We start from the raw sequence: 20,570 nt of genomic DNA on the forward strand, positions 1-20,570 counted from the left end.
TTGATCCGTTGGGGACGGAGGAAAACGGATCATTTAGAAATGGAAAGGGTATGGTTTGATCGTGCGATCCACCCCAGTCTGGCGGCTGCCGATTCGGTGCGGTTCGAAAGGGTTATTCGGCGCCATGGTGACCGGTGGTACTCTTGTATCCGTTTGAAATCGAGCGAAGGAGTGCCGCTATGGAGCAATCGAGCCTGTTTGGTGACGGCGTGGACATCGATACCGAAACGCCCGCGAGCGCGGATGCCGCTGCACCGGCCGACGCCCATGCCCAGGCCGCCGCGCGCGCGGCTGAGTTGCGCCACGAGCTCGATTACCACGCCTATCGCTACTACATGCTCGACGCGCCCGAGATCACGGACGCCGCCTTTGACAAAATGCTCGTTGAGCTGCAGGAGATCGAGGCGGCCTATCCCGACCTGGTGACGCCCGACAGCTATACCCAGCGCGTGGGCGGATACGTGAGCGAGCAGTTTACGCCGGTCACGCACATGGCACGCATGTATTCCATGGACGATGCCATGGACCTGGACGAACTCGACGCGTGGCTCCAGCGCACCGAGGACGCGCTCGGTGCCGGTAGCGTCACCTATACCTGCGAGCTTAAGATCGACGGTCTGGGCGTGGCGCTTACCTACCAAAACGGCACCTTTGTGCGCGCCGCCACGCGCGGTGACGGCACCACGGGCGAGGACGTGTCGCTCAACGTCCGTACCATCAAGGACGTGCCCATGCATCTGTCCGAGGCGGCGCTCGCCCACATGGGTGCCGAGCGCGAGCGTACCATCGAGGTTCGTGGCGAGGTCTACATGCCCAAGGGCAGCTTTGTGCGCCTGAACGACGGGGCCGATGCCGAGGGCCGCGACCCCTTTGCCAACCCGCGCAACGCCGCCGCCGGCAGCCTGCGCCAAAAGGATCCCAAGGTCACGGCGCGCCGCGACCTGGCTACCTTTATCTACGCCATCGCCGATACCGACCCGCTGCATGTTCACAGCCAGCGCGAGTTCCTCGATTGGCTGCGTAGCGCCGGTTTTAGTGTCAACCCCAACGTGGCTCGTTGCGCCACGCCGGCCGAGGTCCACGAGTTCTGCGCCCAGGCCCTCGAGCATCGCGGTGACCTGGATTACGACATCGATGGCGTGGTCGTAAAGGTCGACAGCTTCCAGCAGCAGCTCGACCTAGGTTTTACCGCACGTGCGCCGCGCTGGGCCATCGCCTTTAAGTTCCCGCCCGAGGAAAAACAGACTGTCCTGCGCGAGATCCGCATCCAGGTGGGCCGCACCGGCGTGCTCACGCCGGTGGCCGAGTTCGACCCGGTGACGGTCGCCGGCTCCACCATCGCGCGCGCCACGCTGCACAACATCGACGAGATCCGTCGCAAAAACGTGCGCGAGGGCGACACTATCATCGTGCACAAGGCAGGCGACGTGATCCCCGAGGTCGTGGGCCCGGTACTCGACAAGCGCCCGGCTGATTCGGTCGACTGGCACATGCCCGAGGTTTGCCCCGTGTGCGGCAGCCCCGTGGTTCACGAGGATGGCGAGGTGGCCTACCGCTGCGTGTCCATCGACTGCCCCGCACAGCTCAAGGAGCGCCTGCTCCACTGGGTGAGCCGCGGCTGCATGGACGTGGACGGCCTGGGCGACGAAATCGTCGACAAGATGATCGCCGCCGGCCTAATCCACGATGTCGCGGACTTCTACCAGCTCACGGTCGACGACATCGCCGGACTGGACACGGGCCGCGTGTACGCCAGCTCTAACAGCAAAAAGGGCGTCAAGAAGGGCGACCCCATCCCGGTGGGTCTCAAGACGGCCGAAAAAATCATCGCCGAGCTCAACAAGTCCAAGAGCCAGCCGCTCGGTCGTGTGCTGTTTGCCCTGGGCATCCGCCACGTGGGCAAGAGTGTGGGCGAGGTCATTGCCGAGCGATTCCTGTCGATTGACAAGCTCATCTTGGCGAGCGAAGAGGGCATCGCCGAGTGCGAGGGCATCGGTCCCAAGATTGCGGCGAGCGTCAAGCAGTTCCTGGCCGTGCCCGAGAACCTTGCCGTGCTGGAGCGCCTGCGCCAAGCGGGTCTTTCGCTCGAGGTCGACTTGGGCGCCGCGCACGCGCAAGCTGCAGCTGATGCCGGCGTAGCGGGCGAGCTCGCCGATGCACAACCGCTCGCGGGCCTGACCTTCGTGCTCACCGGCACGCTCGTCAACCGCACCCGCGACGAGGCGGGCGCGGCGCTCAAGGTGCTTGGCGCCAAGGTTTCGGGCAGTGTGTCAAAGAAGACGAGCTATCTGGTTGCCGGCCCCAAAGCGGGCTCCAAGCTCACCAAGGCCGAGCAGCTGGGTGTACCTGTGCTGGACGAGGACGCGCTCGAGCAGATCCTGGCGACTGGTCAGGTGCCAGAGGCGTAAGGCATCGATAGCCAAATTGAAGAACCGCCCGGAAGCACGATGCCTTCCGGGCGGTTCTTACTTTGCTGGGGCAACCGGCACCGTGATCTGCGTTACGTAGGTTGCCGGATCATCGCTGATGATGTCATCGATAAGGGCGATCTCGCGCGAAGGCCCGGCGGGCGCCAGGTTGTGCTCGCGCATATAGCCGAGCAGCTGTTTATAGCGCGGGCCCGCTTGCCCGTGCGTGCCGCGGAAGCTTATGGTCAGGCAGCGCGCGGCAGGCCGCGTCTCAACATCGCCCAAGTACTCATCGGTGTCATCGAGCAGCAGAAAGACCTCGTCGTAGCCGTCAAAGTCGCCGGCGGCCAGACGTTCGGGCGCGATACCCACACCCAGATTGCCCAGATAGGCAAAGGTTTCGTGCTGCCCCTGCTGAAGCTGGCGGATATGCCATCCCAGCGAATAGGCGTCGGTGGGATTGACGCGCTCGTGCAGCGCGGCGCAGCGAAGTTCGGGTTCCTCGATTTCGCTAATGGTGTCGAGATCAGCATTCAAAGCGCCACGAAGCAAGGCAAGTCGCTGGTCAATCTTGCGCGACATGCGCTCCAACTCACGCCGCTTGTGCTCAATTAACTCCTGTTGCTTGGTCAGTTGCCGTTGCATCAAATCCATATCGCGCGTAGTGACAAACTCGCGAATCTGCGCCAGCGGCAAGTCGAGAACGCGCAGGTTGCCGATGGTGTTGAGGGTGGAGAGCTGTCGCGATCCGTAGTAGCGGTACCCACTCGCCGGATCGACATATGCCGGCTCTAACAGCCCCATCTGCTCGTAATGACGCAGTGTGCCCACGCTCAAATTGAGCAGGCGCGCCACCTCGCTAATGCGGAGCAGGCCCTCGGTGTGTTCGCTTGGCATGTCGGTCACAGGACCGCTCCTTTCGGTAAAACAGGGGAGAGGCGCTAGGCCTGCGTCGCCCCGCTACGCCACCAGCTTGTCAAAAGCCCCGCGGCGGTTGAGCACGGTAAACGCGATAACACAGATGACTGCCGACAAAATCGATCCGCACGGCGAAGCGATGCCCATGGGAAACAGCGTGTTGGAATAGGCATTCGACAGCAGCCATGCTCCGGGCACGCGAATGAGCGCCACGGCCAGCACGTTGTGCGCAAAGCCGATGTAGCTCTTGCCATACGCAGCGAAAAAGCCGCTAAAGCAAATGTGGATGCCGGCAAAAATCGCGTCGAAAATGTAGCTGCGCATATAGCCGGTGCCGGCGGCGACTACTGCAGCGTCCTTGGCAAAAAAACCGATAAACGCCGGCGCTACCAGCCACATCAGCACCGTGATCAGGCAGCCATACACCACCGAGATCGTCATAGCGTCCTTGAGCACCTGACGTGCGCGGTCGCCCTTGCCCGCGCCGGCGTTTTGCGCCGTGAGCGCGCTGACGGTGGCACCCATGGAGCTCGGCACAATGAACAAAAAGCTGATCATCTTCTCGACCAGGCCCACGGCGGCGGCGTCGACCAGGCCGCGATGGTTGGCGATGACGGTGATAAACATAAACGCCACCTGGATGCAGCCGTCCTGCACGGCCACGGGCACGCCGATCTTAAGAATGCTGCCGAGCACCTCGGGCTGGGGGCGCAGGTCGCTGCGCTTAACGTGGATGTTCGTGCGACGGCTCTTGAGCCACACGAGCGCGAGGGCAACGCTGGCCGTCTGCGCGGTCACCGTGCCGAGCGCCGCACCCACGGGGCCGAGCCCCATGTGGCCGATAAACAGGAAGTCGAGCGCGATGTTGATGATGCACGCCACGCCAATCACGTACATGGGCGAGCGCGAATCACCCAGCCCGCGAAAGATGGCCGAAAGAATGTTGTACGCGGCGATAAAGGGAATGCCGACAAAGCAGATGCGCAGGTAGGCGGCGGTGCCTTCGACCGCCTCGGCCGGCGTGCCAATGAGCGCCACGATCTGCGGGCACAGCGCGAGCAGGACAGCGGCCAGCACTACCGAGACACCCATAAAGAGCGTGATGGTGTTGCCGATGGCGGTCTCGGCGCGGTCAAACCGGCGCGAGCCCACGGCGTGGCCGACGATAACCGTCGTTCCCATGGCCAGACCCACGAGCGTCACGGTAATGATATAGAGCGTCTGCGCGCCGTTGCCCACGGCGGTGATGCCGGCGGCGCCGCTAAACTGCCCCATCATGTACAGGTCGGCCATGCCGTAGAGCATCTGCAAAAAGTACGAGAGCATATAAGGCAGGGCAAAGACCGCGATGGTCTTAAGGACATTGCCGCGTGTGAGGTCGTGTTCCATGGGCGGGGCTTTCTGGCTTGGTTCGTTTTGCTACCAGTGTAGTGAAAACCCTACAACGATTATAGAGTCAAGGTTTGTGTTGGCAGTGGGACGAAAAAAGTCACGCTCGCGTTCATTTCCAATTGAATACGGACGTGCACCCTGTGAGCATGGCGCCTGTACTAGCCTTGCAAAAATCGATTTCGGAACACTTGACACCACCACACGGCGCGCCATAATACGTGGGTTTGCGAACAACGTTTGATGGGGGATGAACCTGCGTGCGCAATCTCAAGATTCTGTTTTCCTATCTGGGGGCATACCGCCGCGATGCCATACTCGGCGTGCTCTTTGTGACGGCCGAGACGGCGCTCGAGCTGTTTATCCCGGTCATCATGGCAAATATCATCGACGTGGGCGTGCCCGCGGGCGACATCAACTACATGCTGTTGCAGGGCGCGTATATGTTGGTGTGCGCCGCATGTTCGCTGGTACTTGGCTTGGGCTATGCGCGCACGTCCGCCCGCGTTGCCTCGGGGCTGGGCGCTAACCTGCGCGAGGCCGAGTATCGAAAGATCCAGACGCTCGCCTTTGGCAATCTGGATAACTACGACGCCAGCTCGCTCGTCACGCGCATGACCACCGATATCACTGTTATTCAAAACGCCATCGGCAACGGCTTTCGCCCCATGGTGCGCGGGCCGGTAAATCTGGTCATGGGTCTCGTCTACGCTTTTGCGCTCTCGCGCGAGCTCGCGGCGGTCTTTGCCGTCATTCTGCCGATGCTCGCCATCGTGCTCGGTATCATTACCGTGCGCGTGAGCCCGCTCTACCGCCAGCTCCAGACCTCGATGGACCACCTCAACGGCGTGGTGCAAGAGGACCTTACCGCCGTGCGCGCCGTGAAGGCTTACGTGCGCGCCGAGCACGAGTGCGACAAGTTCGACACCGTCAATACCGAGCTCGCTGGCACGGCGACCAAGACCTTTGGCACCGCCGTGCTCAACCTGCCGGTGTTCCAACTCTCGATGTACGTGGCTGCGCTCTCGATCTTGTGGATTGGCGGCCGCATGATCATCGAAGGCCGCTTGGGCGTGGGCTCGCTCACGGGCTTTATGAGCTACGTGCTGCTGATTATGAACTCGCTCATGATGATTTCCAACGTGTTTTTGCTGCTCACGCGCGCTCTCACGAGTGTGGGCCGTATCGCAGAGGTGCTCGATGAGGAGCCCTTTATCGCCAACCCTGCGGGAGACCTCGCGATTGCGGCACCAGCGGACGGCAGTATCGAGTTTCGCGACGTGTCGTTTAAATACCGCGCGGATGCAGCCGAGGATGTGCTCGAGCATATCGACCTTCGCATCGAGAGTGGCTCGACGGTGGGCATCCTCGGCGGCACGGGCTCGGGCAAGAGCTCGCTTGTGCAGCTGATTGCGCGCCTGTACGACGCCACCGAAGGCGCCGTGCTTGTGGGCGGACACGACGTGCGCGACTACGACCTCGCGACCCTACGTGATGCCGTGGGCATTGTGTTGCAAAAGAATGTGCTGTTCACGGGCACCGTGCGCGAGAACCTGCAGTGGGGTAATCCGCAGGCGTCGGACGATGAGCTCTTCGCGGCTTGCCGCGCGGCGTGCGTGGACGAGTTCCTTGATCGCATCGGCGGGCTGGACGGAGAGCTGGGCCAAGGCGGCGCCGGTGTTTCGGGTGGCCAGAAGCAACGCCTGTGCATCGCGCGCACGCTGCTCAAGCATCCGCGTGTGCTCATTTTTGATGACTCCACCAGCGCGGTCGATATGGCGACCGACGCTAAGATTCGCGAGCACATCGCTCGGATTCCCGATACGACCGTGCTCATCATCGCCCAGCGCATCGCGAGCGTCATGGATGCCGATCGCATTGTGGTGTTGGACGACGGTCGTGTCCACGGCGTGGGCACGCACGAGGAACTGCTGGCGGACGACAACATCTACCAGGAGATTTACGCCTCGCAGATGGAGTTCGCGGGGAACGCGGACACCGGCGACGATGGCTGCGCGAATGATCCGTTTTCCTCCGTCCCCAGCGGATTGCCCTTGGAAGGGGGTGAGCGCCATGCCTAAGACCGCAGCCCAAGCACGCCCGGCCGACCTCAAGCGCACGGTGCGCCGCTTGCTCTCCTACATGGGCCACGCCAAGTTCTCGCTGCTCGCGGTGGGCGTGCTCGCCTCCGTCGCCGCCATCGCGAGCCTCGCCGGCACCTACATGGTGCGCCCCATCGTCAACGGTTTGGCCACGGGCGGGGAGGAACTGCTCGCCAAGCAGGTCATCCTAACGGCGATCATCTACGCCGCGGGCGTGCTCTCGGCCCTAGGCTACTCACAGATCATGGTGCGCGCGGCCCAACGCGTGGTGTCCGATATTCGCCGCGACCTGTTCGCGCACATCCAGACGCTGCCGCTCAGTTATTTTGACAGCACGCGCTCGGGCGACATCATGAGCTTTTTCACCAACGACGTCGACACCGTCTCCGAGGCGCTCAACAACAGCTTTGCCAACGTGATTCAGGCCGCCATTCAGGTTGTGGGCACTACGGCCATGCTCATCATCCTTAACTGGCAGCTCACGATTATCACGCTCGTGTGCGATGCGGCCATTGTGCTGTATGCGCGCTACTCGGGCGCGCGCTCTAAGCGCTTCTTTGCCGCCCAGCAGGCATCGCTTGGCGACCTGGACGGATATATCGAAGAGATGGTCTCGGGCCAAAAGGTCATCAAGGTCTTTAACCGCGAGGCAGCGAATGTCGCCGGCTTCACCTGCCGCAACGACGAGCTCCGCCGCACCGGCACCGCCGCCGTGAGCTATGCCAACTCCATGGTGCCCATGACCGTCGTGATTGGCTACGTCAACTATGCCATCGTCGCCGTGGCGGGCGGCATGCTCTGCATCAAAGGGCTCGCCGACGTAGGTGCGCTCGCGAGCTATCTGGTCTTTGTACGCCAGGCGGCCATGCCCATCAACCAGTTTACGCAGCTGGGCAACTTCTTGCTCAACGCGTTGGCCGGCGCCGAGCGCCTGTTTGCCGCCATGGATCTTAAGCCCGAGGTTGACGAGGGCTGCGTGGAGCTGGTGCAGACGGGCGATGCCGCGTGGGCGTGGAAGATTCCCGAGGGCCAGGGCGTGGGCGCGTACGGGCATCTGCATGACGTGGCAGCTGTTGATGAGTCGGGCCGCGCGGTGGCCGCCGACGGTACCGAGCTCACGTGCGGCTTGGTTCCGCTTGCCGGCGACGTGCGCTTCCATGCCGTGGACTTTTCCTATGTGCCGGGCACCCGTGTGCTCACGGACCTCAACCTGTTTGCCAAGCCGGGGCAAAAGATCGCGTTTGTGGGCTCGACGGGCGCCGGAAAGACGACCATCACCAACCTTATCAACCGCTTCTACGAGGTCGATGGCGGCGAGATCACGTACGACGGCATCGACGTCAAGCACATTGCCAAGGCCAGCCTGCGCGGGTCGCTCGGCATTGTGCTGCAGGACACGCACCTGTTTAGCGGCACCATTGCGCAGAACATCCGCTTTGGCAAGCTCGACGCGACCGACGAGGAGGTGCGCGCCGCTGCCGAGGCCGCCTGCGCCGACTCGTTTATCCGCCGCCTGCCTAGAGGCTACGATACGCCGGTCACGGCCGATGGCGCCAACCTGTCACAGGGCCAACGCCAGCTGCTCGCCATCGCGCGCGTGGCCGTTGCCGATCCGCCGGTGCTCATTCTGGACGAGGCTACGAGCTCCATCGACACGCGCACCGAAAAGCTCATCGAGCGCGGTATGGACCGCATCATGCGCGGACGCACCACGTTTATGATCGCGCACCGCCTGTCCACCGTCCGCGACGCCGACGCCATCATGGTCCTCGAACACGGCCGCATCATCGAGCGCGGCACGCACGAAGAGCTGCTCGCCCAGCACGGCGAGTACTGGCAGCTGGCGCATGGCTTAAAAGAGTTGGATTAACCCGTTCGAGTACGATGCTTTGACCCCTTCGTGCTCTTCACCTCGCTTCAAACCATCACAACATTCGACGTTTTTCGCCAAAATCGGGAAAAGCATCGAATGTTGTGATGGTTTTTCTACCACTCGATCGGGTGGAATCGCTTTCTTGCGCACGAAGGTGTGCGGACCCGTGGGCAGGGGAATAAGGTTGGTTATCCGACTCCATTGGAGGGCTCATGGACCTGCCGATCGTCCTGTCCCATAAGACTGCCTGGCTGTACCACAACGTGGCGCGCCCGTCCGAGCCGCTCTCGCGAGCAAGCAGCCTATACAATGAGGACTCGCTTGCTAACGAGGCGGAGCCGACTGCGGACCTGCCCAAATTGGGACTCGATGCCAAGGGGCTGAGGGCTTCAACGGCAGTTGGGATCGTTACCGACTATCTGGTTTCGCTTGGTATTCCACGAGAAGAGCTCGATCATATCGACACGCTCGTCAACTTCGATTTTGAGCGCTCGACGCCGGCTGGATTTAGGTGCCACGTTTTTGGGGCGCCGGTACCTCCAAGCCATCTTATCGAGGTGGCAGAGGGCCTTCTGGTGGTTGATGAGGCCATGTGCTTTGTCCAAGCGGGTTCGTGGATGAGCGAACCCGATCAGCTGGAATATGGCTACGAAATCTGTGCCCGTTACCATTTGAATCATCTGTCGACAGACGATTATATTGAGATAGGGCAGAGGTATACCGTTGCCGACTTGATTGCCTATTGCAATGAGAACCGATCTCGTCAGGGTGCTATACGCGCGGCCGCCGTGCTCAAGCGCGTGCATGATGGCGCGCGGTCGCCCATGGAGACGGCCACCGCAATCATGGTCGCAGCAAAACGTTCCCAGGGAGGGCTGGGATACGTTAAGGTTGAGCTCAACCATCGGGTCGATGTTCCCAACGAGTTCAAGTATCTCGCAAAGGCCGGGTATTTCGAGATCGACGTATATGTGCCTGCAAGCGGTACGGGGATTGAATACAACGGCTCGGACCATCTTGATAAACAGCGCAGCGCGTCGGATGCGGAGCGTATGACCGTGCTGAGCGCGCTGGGCTTTAGGATGATCGTCCTCACCGGGACTCAGTTTGCCCACCAGCTGCAATTGCATCGGGCGATGAACGCCATCGCGCTCGCTATGGGTCTCAAGTGCGACCGAAGCGAAGCGTTCCAGAAACGGCAGAACGACCTGCGAGAATTCGTGATTCGGCACTGGGACGGCGGCCTTTAGGGGCGCTTTGGTCCTTATGCGGGGTGCCGTGGGCAGGCAAACCATCACAACATTCGACGTTTTTTGCCAAAATCGGGAAAAGCATCGAATGTTGTGATGGTCTGTGCTGAGGATGGGCTTGGGAAGCCGGTCTTGCTCGAAGCGACCTGTCCTGTCGTACGGGTGTCGGCATGATTCTCTCGTGGGGTATTATGTTTTCCGAAGAATAAAACGCCGCGTGAGGGGAGGGCTGCGTGGACGGGCACGTGCAACATGACGGCTTTGGCCGCGATATCAACTACCTGCGCATTGCCGTTACCGACAAGTGCAATTTCCGCTGCATTTACTGCATGCCGGCCGATGGCGTGGCGCCCCGTGCACACGACGAGCTACTCAGTGCCGAGGAAATCGCCCGCTTTGTGCGCCTGGTAGCGGGGGAGGGCATTCGCCGCGTGCGCCTGACGGGCGGCGAGCCGCTGGTCAGCCGCCGTATCATTCCGCTTATTCGCGACATCCGCGCGATTCCGCAGATCGAGGACATCTCGCTTACCACCAACGGCGCCCTGCTACCCAAGCTGGCGCCGCAGCTCAAAGACGCGGGGCTTAACCGCGTCAACATTTCGCTCGACACACTCGACCCTGCGCTGTTTGGAAAGATCACGCGCCTGGGTCGACTCGAGCAGACCATGGCTGGTATCGACGCGGCGCTGGCTTGGGGCTTTGAGCCCGTTAAGGTCAACTGCGTTGTTGTGCGCCGGCTCAACCAGGATGTGGCGGCCCTCGCGCGGCTCACGCTCGACCGCCCCATCCACCTGCGCTTTATCGAATATATGCCCATCGGTGACGAGCGCACGAGCTCGCATTGCACTGTGGACCCGCATGCGCCCGCGCTCAATCCCGAGCTGTGGGACGCGAGCGATACCGTGCCGAGTGATGAGCTGCGGGTGCGCATCAATGCCAGGGCCGCGGCGGCGGGACTGGGCGAGCTCGAACCGCTCGACATCAACGACGCTCCTGCCGGCGCGGGTCCTGCGCGCTATTGGCACTTTCCGGGTGCGGCGGGAACGGTCGGCTTCATCAGCGCCATGTCCAACCATTTTTGTGCGAATTGCAACCGTCTGCGCCTGACGGCCGATGGAAACGTGCGTCCGTGCCTGTTCAGCGATGCCGAGTATTCGGTGCGCGAGGTGCTGCGCCGTGGTGATGATATGCAGGTACTTTCGATTTGGCGCGATGCCGTCGCCCACAAACCGCAGGAACACGCGATAATTGAGGGCACGCAACGATTTATGTCCCAAATCGGAGGATGATCATATGGCCAAGAGCAGGTACGCCGATGCCACCAAGGCCGCTCGCAGGGCCGCGATGTCTGCCCATAAAGTCACGGCTGCGGCCAGCGATGCCGTTGCAGGCGCGCAGCCGACTGCCAGCGCTGTCGCCGAGCCCGCCCGTGACGCCCGCCGCGACGAGCTGACACACGTGGACGCCAAGGGCGAGGTGCGCATGGTCGACGTGTCCGACAAGGCCGAGACCCATCGCGTTGCCATCGCCGAGGGCACCATCCTCATGCATCCCGAGACGCAGACCATGGTGCTGCAGGACCGCGCCAAAAAGGGCGACGTGCTTGCCTGCGCGCGCGTGGCGGGCATTATGGCCATCAAACGCACGAGCGACATCATCCCCATGTGTCATCCGTTGCTCATTACCAAGAGTAAGTGCGACATTGCGCCCATCGCCCCGGCGGGGACGCCGGCCGATGACGTGCCCGAGGGCTGGGCGCCGGCGCGTGCGGACGGGCGGGTTGGCTTTCACGTACTGGTTACGGCCGGCGTGACGGGCAAGACGGGTATCGAGATGGAGGCTCTGACCGGCGCGAGCGCTGCGTGCCTGACCATTTATGACATGTGCAAGGCCGTCGATCGCGGCATGGAGATCGTCGACGTGCGCCTGTTGCACAAGGAGGGCGGCCGCTCGGGCGTGTGGGATCGTGCAGAGCGTCAGGCCGCTGCTGTTGAGTCCGTGGCCGCTGACGGTGCCGCACCCGCAAGCGCGCCTGTCGCCGTCGCGTCCGCAGCTCCGGCCCCGGCCGTCCCCGCGATTGCGTTTATCGGCTACCAAAATTCGGGCAAGACCACGCTCGTCGAGAAGGTTATCGCCGAGCTCACCCGTCGCGGCCTGCGCGTGGGTTCGCTCAAGCATCATGGGCATCACGGCTTTGATATCGATGTACCCGCTAAGGACACCTGGCGCCATCACCAAGCCGGATCCAAGCACGTGGGTCTCATCTGCGCCACGCGCTGGGCGGAGTACGCCGACACGCGCGAGGAGGACGAGATGCCCGCGCGCGAGCTGCTCTCGCGCTACAACGATGTCGACGTGGTGATCATCGAGGGCTACAAGACTGAGGGCTTCGACAACATTGTCGTCGCGCGCTCCGGTGTCGACCGTCTGCGCGGCAAGAGCTCGCTCGACCTGGTCGACGGTCACACGCTGGCCCTTGCCTGCAACGAGGCTCTGGCACGCCAGGCCTTCGACGCCGGCTTTGCGACCCGAGCCATCAACATCAACGACGCCCGAGCCATCTGCGATCTGATTCAGGACCATCTGGCCTAAAACCTGCCAAAAAGGGACAGGTTTATTTTGGAAGGTTTTATCTGGGCAAACGCCATTTCCACCACAAAGGGGACAGGCACCTTTGTGGTGGTTTTGATCAAAGAGCCTTTGACTTAAACCTACCTCGAGGTTTAATAATCGCTGACAAACGATTGCGATTACGGAGGTCTCATGCCAAAACTGTACTTTATGCGTCACGGTCAAACGCTCTTTAACCTGCTTCGTCGCAAGCAGGGTTGGTGTGACTCGCCGCTTACCGAGCTGGGGATCGAGCAGGCTAAAACTGTCGGCGCGACCCTGAGAGGGCGTGGCCTTACGTTTGACCATGCGTACAGCTCCACGTCCGAGCGTGCGTGCGACACGCTTGAGCTTGCGTTTCCCGGCCAGCCTTACGAGCGCGTCAAGGGCCTTAAGGAGTGGAACTTTGGCAAGTTTGAGGGTGCGAGCGAGGATTTGAATCCGCGTCTGCCGTACGGCGATTTTTACAAGCAGTATGACGGCGAGGGCGAAGACGAGTTTCGCGAGCGCATGATGGCGACCATCACTGAGCTCATGCAGCGCCCCGGACATGAGAGCGTGTTATGCGTGGGCCATGGCGCCGCAGCGGCTCAGGTCATGCGCGGCGTGGGCGTGGAGCCGCTCCAGATGAAGCACCGCATCGGCAACTGCTGCGTGCTCGAACTCGACTTTAATCCCGCCACCAGCACATTCGCTCTCGCAGATTTGTACAACCCCTACGGCACCCCGCGCGAGTAACATCGGGGCATCAGCCAAAACCACCACAAAGGGGCCAGGTACCTTTGTGGCGGTTTTTGGCCTTGCCCTCGGCATTTGTCCAGATAAAACCTGCCAAATTAAACCTGTCCCTTTTTGGTAGGTACCGTTTACGGGCGATTTCCTACCGTTCGGCGGACTTTCGCGCCAATGGGGCTTACGCCGCATGCAAGTTTCATCCTACAATCGCCCACGTGCTCACAAGTTTGTTACTCCTCGGGAGGCATCACTTGCGCATAATAGAAGACGAGGAATATCGCCCCGTCGTCTAGCGCCGATGTCCGAGGAGTTTTTTCATGCTCATTTTAAAAAAGATCAACAATAACGTTGCTCTTGCCGCCAGCGATGACGGCCGAGAGGTTGTTGTCTTTGGCAAGGGCATCGGTTTCCACGAGATGCCCTACGAGCTTGCCGATGAGTCTCTCATCCAGCGCAAATTCTATAACGTTCCCGAGAGTCTGCAGGATATGGTCGGCACCCTTCCCGACGATGTGCTGCTCGCGGCAAGCGACATTGCCTGCTTCGCGTCGCAGCAGCTTGGCTGCAAGCTATCCGGTGGCCTGCCCTTTATCCTGGCAGATCACCTGCAGTTTGCCGTCCAGCGCGACGACGACCAGCTCAGCGCTCCCAACCCGCTCGAGCACGAGGTGGCCTTCATCTACCCGCGCGAACTCGAGATCGGCCAGGCCGCGCTCGCTATCGTGCAAAAGCACACCGGCGTCAAGCTGGGTCAGAACGAGGCCACGAGCATCGCGCTCCATATCGTTAACGCCGAGGTCGACGGCATGGGCCGCGCCAAGGACATGGACTTCATCATGAAGAGCACCCGCGTCCTCGATGAGGTAACCCATTCCGTGGAAAAGCAGCTCGGCTGCTCGCTCGACACGGCGTCGTATAGCTACATTCGCTTTCTTGCGCACCTGCGCTTTTTGGTTCGCCGCCTCTGCAAGGGCAAGTGCACGCAGACCGAGAACTCCTCGCTGTTTATGCAGGCAGCCCGCGATTTTCCCGAGGCCTACCAGTGCGCGTACGCCATCAACCGCGTGTTCGAGAAAGAGTTCAAGCAGAGCTGCTCGGACGAGGAGCTCTTGTATCTGATGATGCATATCAATCGTCTGCGATCGGCTTCGCAGACCGAATGAGTAAAGCCGCCAGCCTGGCGGCAATCGCAACAATTCTTTTTGGTTTCTAACTGCGGGCAAGGTACCGGCTCGCGGTAGGGGATATTTTTGTCGAAATTTGGAAAAGAGAGGACAGATCATGGCAGGTAAATACGACGATCTTGCTGCCCAGATCGTAGAGCTGGTTGGCGGCAAGCCCAACGTCAAATGCGTCGCACACTGCATTACCCGTGTTCGTTTTAAGCTCAAGGACGAGTCGAAGGCCAATGACGAGGCAATCTCCGAGCTGCCCAACGTCATCAAGGTCATGCACGCCAACGGCCAGTACCAGGTTGTTGTGGGCAACATCGTCGAGGACGTCTACGACGCCGTTCTCAAGGCCGGCGGTTTTAGCGACGGCGGCGCCGTCGACGCCGATGACGACGAGGCCGCTCCCAAGGGCGTTACCGATGTGGTCATCGACCTCATTTCGGGCATCTTCGCCCCCATGCTCGGCACCTTCGCCGCTGCCGGTATCATGAAGGGCCTGCTGGCGCTCGCTACCTTCCTGGTCCCGAGCTTCGCCATCGACGGCGCCTACACGCTGCTCTACACCGTCGCCGACGGCATGTTCTACTTCCTGCCCGTGGTGCTTGGCTACACCGCGGCCAAGAAGTTCAAGATGAGCGAGTTCAACGGCATGGCCATCGCCTTTGCCCTGGTGTATCCCACCATGGTTGCCCTGACCTCGGGTGAGGTTGTCGGCTCCGTCGAGCTCGGCTTTGCCGGTACCTTCTCTTGGTACACCACGTTCCTGGGCCTGCCGCTCATCATGCCTGCCTCGGGTTACACCAGCTCCGTTATCCCCATCCTTCTCATGATCTGGTTCGGCTCGACCCTCGAGCACTGGGTTAAGAAGTGGATGCCCGCTTCTATGAAGATGTTCTTCACCCCGCTGATCGTCGTCACCGTCACCGTCACCCTTGGCTACCTGGTCATTGGCCCCATCGCCACGCTCATCACCAACCTGCTCGGTGAGCTCTTCGCGCTGCTGTTTGGCCTGCCCATGATCGGTTCCATCTTGGGCTGCACCCTCGTCGGTGCCTTCTGGATGTGCCTGGTCATCTTTGGCTTCCACTGGTCGCTCGTGCCCATCGCGCTGGTCAACCTGTCCACTCTGGGCCACGACTACATCCTGGGCTCCGTTATCGCTCACTCCTTCTCGCTGGGCGCCGTGCTTTTTGCCATGTATCTCAAGAACAAGGACGAGAAGTTCCGCGGCATCGCGCTGCCGGCCATGATCTCCGCCTTCTTCTTTGGTGTCACCGAGCCCGCTATCTATGGTGTCGCCCTGCCCGATAAGAAGGCCTTCATCAACGCCAGCATCGGTTCTGCCGTGGGTGGCCTCATCATCGGCATCTCCGGCGCCGTGGTGTACATGTCCGGCGGTCTGGGCGTCTTCAACTGGCTGTCCTTCATCGATCCCTCCGGTGTTAACGGCATCAACCACATGATCTGGGCCATCGTTGCCTCGCTCGTGGGTGCCGTTGTGGGCTTCGCGATTGAGTTTGTCACCTACAAGCCCGAGGCTGCCAAGTAGCCCAAAGGACAAAGAATCGGCACCAAGCCGGCGGGAGAGCGCCCCGCCGGCTTTTTTCAAAGGGGCGAGACGGTCTGCGCATGCGCAAAAAGGGGTCCCGCCACGAAACTCACTCCAACACGTACGAAAGGAGCCAACATGGCTTTTCCCGATGGATTTCTGTGGGGCGGCGCCACTGCCGCCAATCAGTGCGAAGGCGGATACAACGAGGATGGCAAGGGCCTCGGCGTTCCCGACATCATGACCGGCGGCACGGTCTCCGAGCCGCGCCACATCACCGACGGCATTCTGCCCCAGTACCACTATCCCAGCCACGAGGCCGTGGACATGTACCATCACTACCTCGACGACATCAAGCTCTTTGGCGAGATGGGCTTTAAGTGCTACCGCATGTCCATCAACTGGAGCCGCATCTTCCCCAACGGCGACGAGGCCGAGCCCAACCAGGCCGGCATCGAGTTCTACCGCCGCGTGTTCCAGGCCTGTCAGGAGCAGGGCATCGAGCCCATGGTCACCCTCAGCCACTACGAGCTGCCCTATGGCCTGTCCAAAAACTACGGCGGCTGGAAGAACCCCAAGCTCATTGATTTCTACCTCAACTACGCCCGCACCGTCATGACCGAATACAAGGGCCTGGTGCGCTACTGGCTCACCTTCAACGAGATCAATTGCCTGCTCATGGGCGGTTTTGGCGGCGTGATGGGCGGCGGCATGGTGCCCGAGGCAACTGACACGCCCATGGTCTTTGGCAGCTGCGACTGGGACGACCCGCAGGCGCGCTTCGACGCACTGCACCATCAGTTCCTGGCGAGCGCCAAGTGCGTCACCATGGGCCATCAGATTGACCCCCAGAACAAGATCGGCTGCATGATCGCCGGCAACGCCTGCTACCCGCACACGTGCAACCCGGCCGACGTTCTGGCGGCTCAAAAGCAGCAACGCGAGATGAACTTCTACTGCGGTGACGTGCAGGTGCGCGGTGCGTATCCCTCGTGGGCGCCCAGCGTGTGGCGCCGCGAAGGCGTGCACGTGGAGGTCTCGCCCGAGGACGCCACCACGCTGGCCGCCGGCAAGGTCGACTTCTACAGCTTTAGCTACTACATGAGCGCCACGGCCACGGCCGACCCGGTGCTGTTGGAGCAGGGCAACATCTTTGGTGGTGCCGGCAATGAGTACCTCAAGAAGAGCGATTGGGGTTGGGCGATCGACCCCGAGGGTCTGCGTTACTACCTGGAGGAGGTCTACGACCGCTACCAGGTGCCGCTGATGATCGTCGAGAACGGCTTGGGCGCTGTGGACGAGGTCGAGGCGGACGGTGCAATCCACGACGGCTACCGCATCGATTACCTGCGCGAGCATATCAAACAGATGGAGATCGCCATTGAGGACGGCGTGGACCTGATGGGCTACACCATGTGGGGCTGCATCGATTTGGTGAGCGCCTCGACTGGCGAGATGAAGAAGCGCTACGGCTTTATCTACGTCGACAAGGACAACGACGGCAACGGCACGCTTGCCCGCAGCCGCAAGGACAGCTTCTTCTGGTACAAGAAGGTCATCGCCACCAACGGCGCCGACCTGGCCTAGCCAAGTCTCAAACAGCTAAACGTCGCAACCACCACAAAGGGGCCAGGCACCTTTGTGGTGGTTTTTTCTTTGGTAGATATTTGGGACATGCCTTAAAATCTACCAAGTAGTTCATGACGGGCGAAAAACGGAGAGAAGGGGCCTGATGCGTCCTTAATGTTTCATGCGGATAGATTGATTTGACAGACGGTGGCGAATGCCCGCCGTCCGCATTCGTATGAAACAAGGAGTCTCCATGCTCGTCTCTCTTTTCTCAAAACCTCAACACTCGCTGTCCGCGCAGGCTAAACGCCTGGTGGCAATGCGCTTCCTCATCTACACCGGGTTTCAGACCAGTTATTTTATCGGCGTCATCGGAACGCTCACCTATGCGGACGAGGCTTCGGTCATTGCGACATCGCTGGCCGTCCTTTTTATGAACGTATTCGTGATCTTGGGATCCTTTGCGGGCGGCGCGGTGCTCGACGCTTGGGGCCCGTGCCGCCATTTCTTGCTGAGCATCATCAGCACGCTGGTAACCGGCGCGGCGATTCTCGTTTTTGGCAGCGCGACTGGCATCGTCCTGCTCGGCGCGGTGCTCCTGGGCTTTGTGATGGGGTTCGCCCAGCCCATCGCCACATCCTATCCGGCCTACCTCACCGACGACCCCGTCGAGCTTAAAGACACCAACTCCGCCATCGCCATGTTTTCAAACGTGAGTATCATTGTTGGCCCCACACTGGGCGGCTTTGTCGCGGCGGCTGCATCGTCACGCGCGGTGTTCGTGCTCATGATGATCTTTACCGTACTGGCGCTCGTCGCCGGTTGGGGCTTTAGGCCGCAAGGAGGTCGCGTCGCCGCGCGCGAAAGTACTCCTGCGGACGGCAGCACAACGGCAAGTACTGCCAGTCAAAGCTCCGACTCCAGCAAATCCACCAGCACAACCTTCGCGACCAGCATCAAGACAGTCTTTACCAACAGCGTCCTCGCCCTACTGTTCTGCATCATCTTTCTTTCGAACTTCGGCTATGGCGCCTTTGACCCGCTGGAGTCGTTCTTCTACCGCGATGTTCTGCACGTCGGTGTCGAATGGATGGGCTGGCTCTCGTCGGCCAGCGGTGTGGGCGCGGTGCTGGGCGCCGTGGCCGCGCTCCGCTTGCCGCCGCACCTGGTCAACCTTAAGACGCTGCTTGTAGCGCTCATGTCCGTGGGTCTGGGAAGTCTGCTCTATGTGGGGACTCCGTACGTGGGCGTGGCGCTCATTGGCCAGATTGTCCTGGGCGTGGCCTGGGGCGTCGTCAACCCGCTCCACAACACGATCGTGCAAACGACGGCTCCGCTCGAGCAGCTCGGTCGCGTCAACTCGGTCATGGGCTTTGGCAACATGTTCGCCGGCGTGGCCCCGCTGGCGATTGCCCCCTGGCTGGCGGCGACGTTTGGTGTGCAGCAGACGCTCATCGGGGCGGGCATGGTCGTGACGGCTGTCCCTGCGGCGTTGCTGCTGTTTGGGCGTAAGCATTTGGATCGTGCCGCAAAGCAGTAAAAACCATCACAACATTCGATGAAAATCGCGATTTTGCCGAATAACGTCGAATGTTGTGATGGTTTGCGCCCCGGGCCATGCCATCCTGCGGGTCCGGCCGCCATAAAGGGGACAGGCGCCTTTGTGGCGGTTTTGCTTTGGCAGGCCGCGCCTGCGCCTTGGTATACCATGTACACCATTTCCGACCACATTCAGCACCGCCGCACAACCCAGAAAGGCCCACCATGGACACCACCTTCAGCCACATCAAAGCCGTGCTCTGCGATATCGACGGCACGCTGCTCACGAGCCAGCACACGGTGTCCCCGCGCACCGTGGCGGCGATTCGCGCCCTGCGCGAGCGCGGCGTGCTCTTTGGCCTGTGCACCGGGCGCGACGCCCGCGCGACCGAGGCCATGTATGAGCTCTGGGGCATCGAAGGCCTGGTGGACGTGCTCGTGGGCTGCGGTGGCGCCGAGGTCATCGACCGCGCGCACGACATCAACGAGCTGAGCTATCCGCTGCCGGGCGAGACCATCGCGCGCATCTGCAAGCACATGGCGGACCTTCCGGCAACGCCCGTCTGCCCCCGAGGCGGCGTGTTCTACGTGCCCGAGAGTAACGCGTGCGTCGAGCACTTGTCGCGCGTCGATGGCGTGCCCTACCAGGTGGTCGATTTTGCCGAGTTTTTGCGCGAGCCGCAGCCCAAGGTGATGTTTACCATGGCGCCCGAGGTGATGCCGCAGGTGATTGAGCGGGCATCGACGTTTGCCGATAACACTGTTAAGGCGGCGGCTCTGCAAACCACGCAGCGGCTCTACGAGTTCATGGATCCGCGCGTGTCCAAGACGCGCGGCCTTGTGCGTGTGGCGGAGCTCAACGGCATGGATCTCCAGGACATCTGCGTGTTTGGCGATGCCGATAACGACACCTGCATGGTGGCTGACGCCGGCGTGGGCGTGGCCATGGCAAACGGCAGCGATGCCACCCGCTCCGCCGCCGATTTTGTAACCGCCAGCAACGACGAAGACGGCATCGCGATCTTTATCGAGGAACATCTGCTGTAGCGCTGGGGGAGAACCACTGCAAAAGGGGACAGGCTCTTTTGCAGTGGCCTCAGGCGATTTGGGCGAATTAATACCCAAAATCTGTGTGAAAATTCAAATATTGTTGTCTGAACATCATGCTTCTAACCACCGATGGGTTTAAGATATTCTCATCAATTTGGTAGGATATTCATCCCGGTTAATGATCTACCGCTCACGGTCGATTTTCGACCGTTCACAGGATGTTCGCTCTTGAGCAAAATGTTGTGCAAATAAAACTAATGCCATTAAAAAATAATAGGCAACTAAATTACCAGCAGAAACAAAAAATAGATATCGAATAAACGAAGGCAAATCCGAGTAAATGTCAAGAGAATTGAGAACTCGCTACAAAAATGTCGGTTTTGTTGCTCAGATGTTTAAACAATCG

The 20,570-nt window shown here is 60.9% G+C and carries 14 protein-coding genes; 12 read left to right on the forward strand and 2 right to left on the reverse strand.

Going from position 1 to position 20,570, the window contains the following annotated elements; translation table 11 throughout:
* The first annotated feature begins 179 nt into the window (after positions 1-179).
* The gene (gene ligA, locus CSV91_RS09465) at positions 180-2,408 is read left to right on the forward strand and encodes an NAD-dependent DNA ligase LigA (protein WP_099432672.1); all 2,229 of its coding nucleotides are present in this window, start codon (positions 180-182) and stop codon (positions 2,406-2,408) included.
* A gap of 57 nt (positions 2,409-2,465) precedes the next feature.
* Here the strand turns inward: ligA and CSV91_RS09470 are convergent, their stop codons facing one another.
* Together CSV91_RS09470 and CSV91_RS09475 are read right to left on the reverse strand one after the other, a co-directional pair.
* On the reverse strand, positions 2,466-3,305 hold the full coding sequence (locus CSV91_RS09470; protein ID WP_232049622.1) for a MerR family transcriptional regulator: 840 nt from the start codon (positions 3,303-3,305) through the stop codon (positions 2,466-2,468).
* Positions 3,306-3,368: 63 nt separating this feature from the next.
* Positions 3,369-4,715 (reverse strand): MATE family efflux transporter, encoded by a 1,347-nt coding sequence (locus CSV91_RS09475; RefSeq protein WP_099432674.1) that lies wholly within the window; start codon positions 4,713-4,715, stop codon positions 3,369-3,371.
* A 260-nt stretch (positions 4,716-4,975) separates the two neighbouring features.
* On the opposite strand from CSV91_RS09475, the gene CSV91_RS09480 reads away from it, so the two are divergent.
* The 11 genes from CSV91_RS09480 (at position 4,976) to CSV91_RS09530 (ending at position 20,161) form a co-directional block, all read left to right on the forward strand.
* The gene (locus CSV91_RS09480) at positions 4,976-6,796 is read left to right on the forward strand and encodes an ABC transporter ATP-binding protein (RefSeq protein WP_099432675.1); all 1,821 of its coding nucleotides are present in this window, start codon (positions 4,976-4,978) and stop codon (positions 6,794-6,796) included.
* On the forward strand, positions 6,789-8,687 hold the full coding sequence (locus CSV91_RS09485; protein WP_099432676.1) for an ABC transporter ATP-binding protein: 1,899 nt from the start codon (positions 6,789-6,791) through the stop codon (positions 8,685-8,687). Before CSV91_RS09480 ends, CSV91_RS09485 begins: the two co-directional genes overlap by 8 nt.
* A 215-nt stretch (positions 8,688-8,902) precedes the next feature.
* The gene (locus tag CSV91_RS09490) at positions 8,903-9,940 is read left to right on the forward strand and encodes a hypothetical protein (RefSeq protein ID WP_099432677.1); all 1,038 of its coding nucleotides are present in this window, start codon (positions 8,903-8,905) and stop codon (positions 9,938-9,940) included.
* A gap of 233 nt (positions 9,941-10,173) precedes the next feature.
* Positions 10,174-11,229 (forward strand): GTP 3',8-cyclase MoaA, encoded by a 1,056-nt coding sequence (gene moaA, locus CSV91_RS09495; RefSeq protein ID WP_232049607.1) that lies wholly within the window; start codon positions 10,174-10,176, stop codon positions 11,227-11,229.
* 4 nt (positions 11,230-11,233) lie between these two features.
* Positions 11,234-12,532 (forward strand): molybdopterin-guanine dinucleotide biosynthesis protein B, encoded by a 1,299-nt coding sequence (mobB, locus tag CSV91_RS10290; RefSeq protein WP_099432678.1) that lies wholly within the window; start codon positions 11,234-11,236, stop codon positions 12,530-12,532.
* 171 nt (positions 12,533-12,703) lie between these two features.
* Positions 12,704-13,288, forward strand: a complete 585-nt coding sequence (locus CSV91_RS09505; RefSeq protein ID WP_099432679.1) for a histidine phosphatase family protein — start codon at positions 12,704-12,706, stop codon at positions 13,286-13,288.
* A gap of 314 nt (positions 13,289-13,602) precedes the next feature.
* Positions 13,603-14,448 (forward strand): PRD domain-containing protein, encoded by an 846-nt coding sequence (locus tag CSV91_RS09510; RefSeq protein ID WP_099432680.1) that lies wholly within the window; start codon positions 13,603-13,605, stop codon positions 14,446-14,448.
* Between the two features lie 118 nt (positions 14,449-14,566).
* Positions 14,567-16,006 carry a PTS transporter subunit EIIC gene (locus tag CSV91_RS09515; protein WP_099432681.1) on the forward strand — a complete coding sequence of 480 codons (1,440 nt, stop codon included), beginning with the start codon at positions 14,567-14,569 and terminating at the stop codon, positions 16,004-16,006.
* Between the two features lie 138 nt (positions 16,007-16,144).
* Positions 16,145-17,593: a family 1 glycosylhydrolase gene (locus tag CSV91_RS09520; protein WP_099432682.1), complete on the forward strand. Its 1,449-nt coding sequence runs from the start codon at positions 16,145-16,147 to the stop codon at positions 17,591-17,593.
* Between the two features lie 235 nt (positions 17,594-17,828).
* Complete coding sequence (locus tag CSV91_RS09525; RefSeq protein WP_157758024.1) at positions 17,829-19,115, forward strand: MFS transporter; 1,287 nt, start codon at positions 17,829-17,831, stop codon at positions 19,113-19,115.
* Between the two features lie 224 nt (positions 19,116-19,339).
* The gene (locus tag CSV91_RS09530) at positions 19,340-20,161 is read left to right on the forward strand and encodes a Cof-type HAD-IIB family hydrolase (protein ID WP_099432684.1); all 822 of its coding nucleotides are present in this window, start codon (positions 19,340-19,342) and stop codon (positions 20,159-20,161) included.
* The last annotated feature ends 409 nt before the right edge of the window (positions 20,162-20,570 follow it).

Source organism: Collinsella aerofaciens (assembly GCF_002736145.1).
Lineage (GTDB): Bacteria > Actinomycetota > Coriobacteriia > Coriobacteriales > Coriobacteriaceae > Collinsella > Collinsella aerofaciens_A.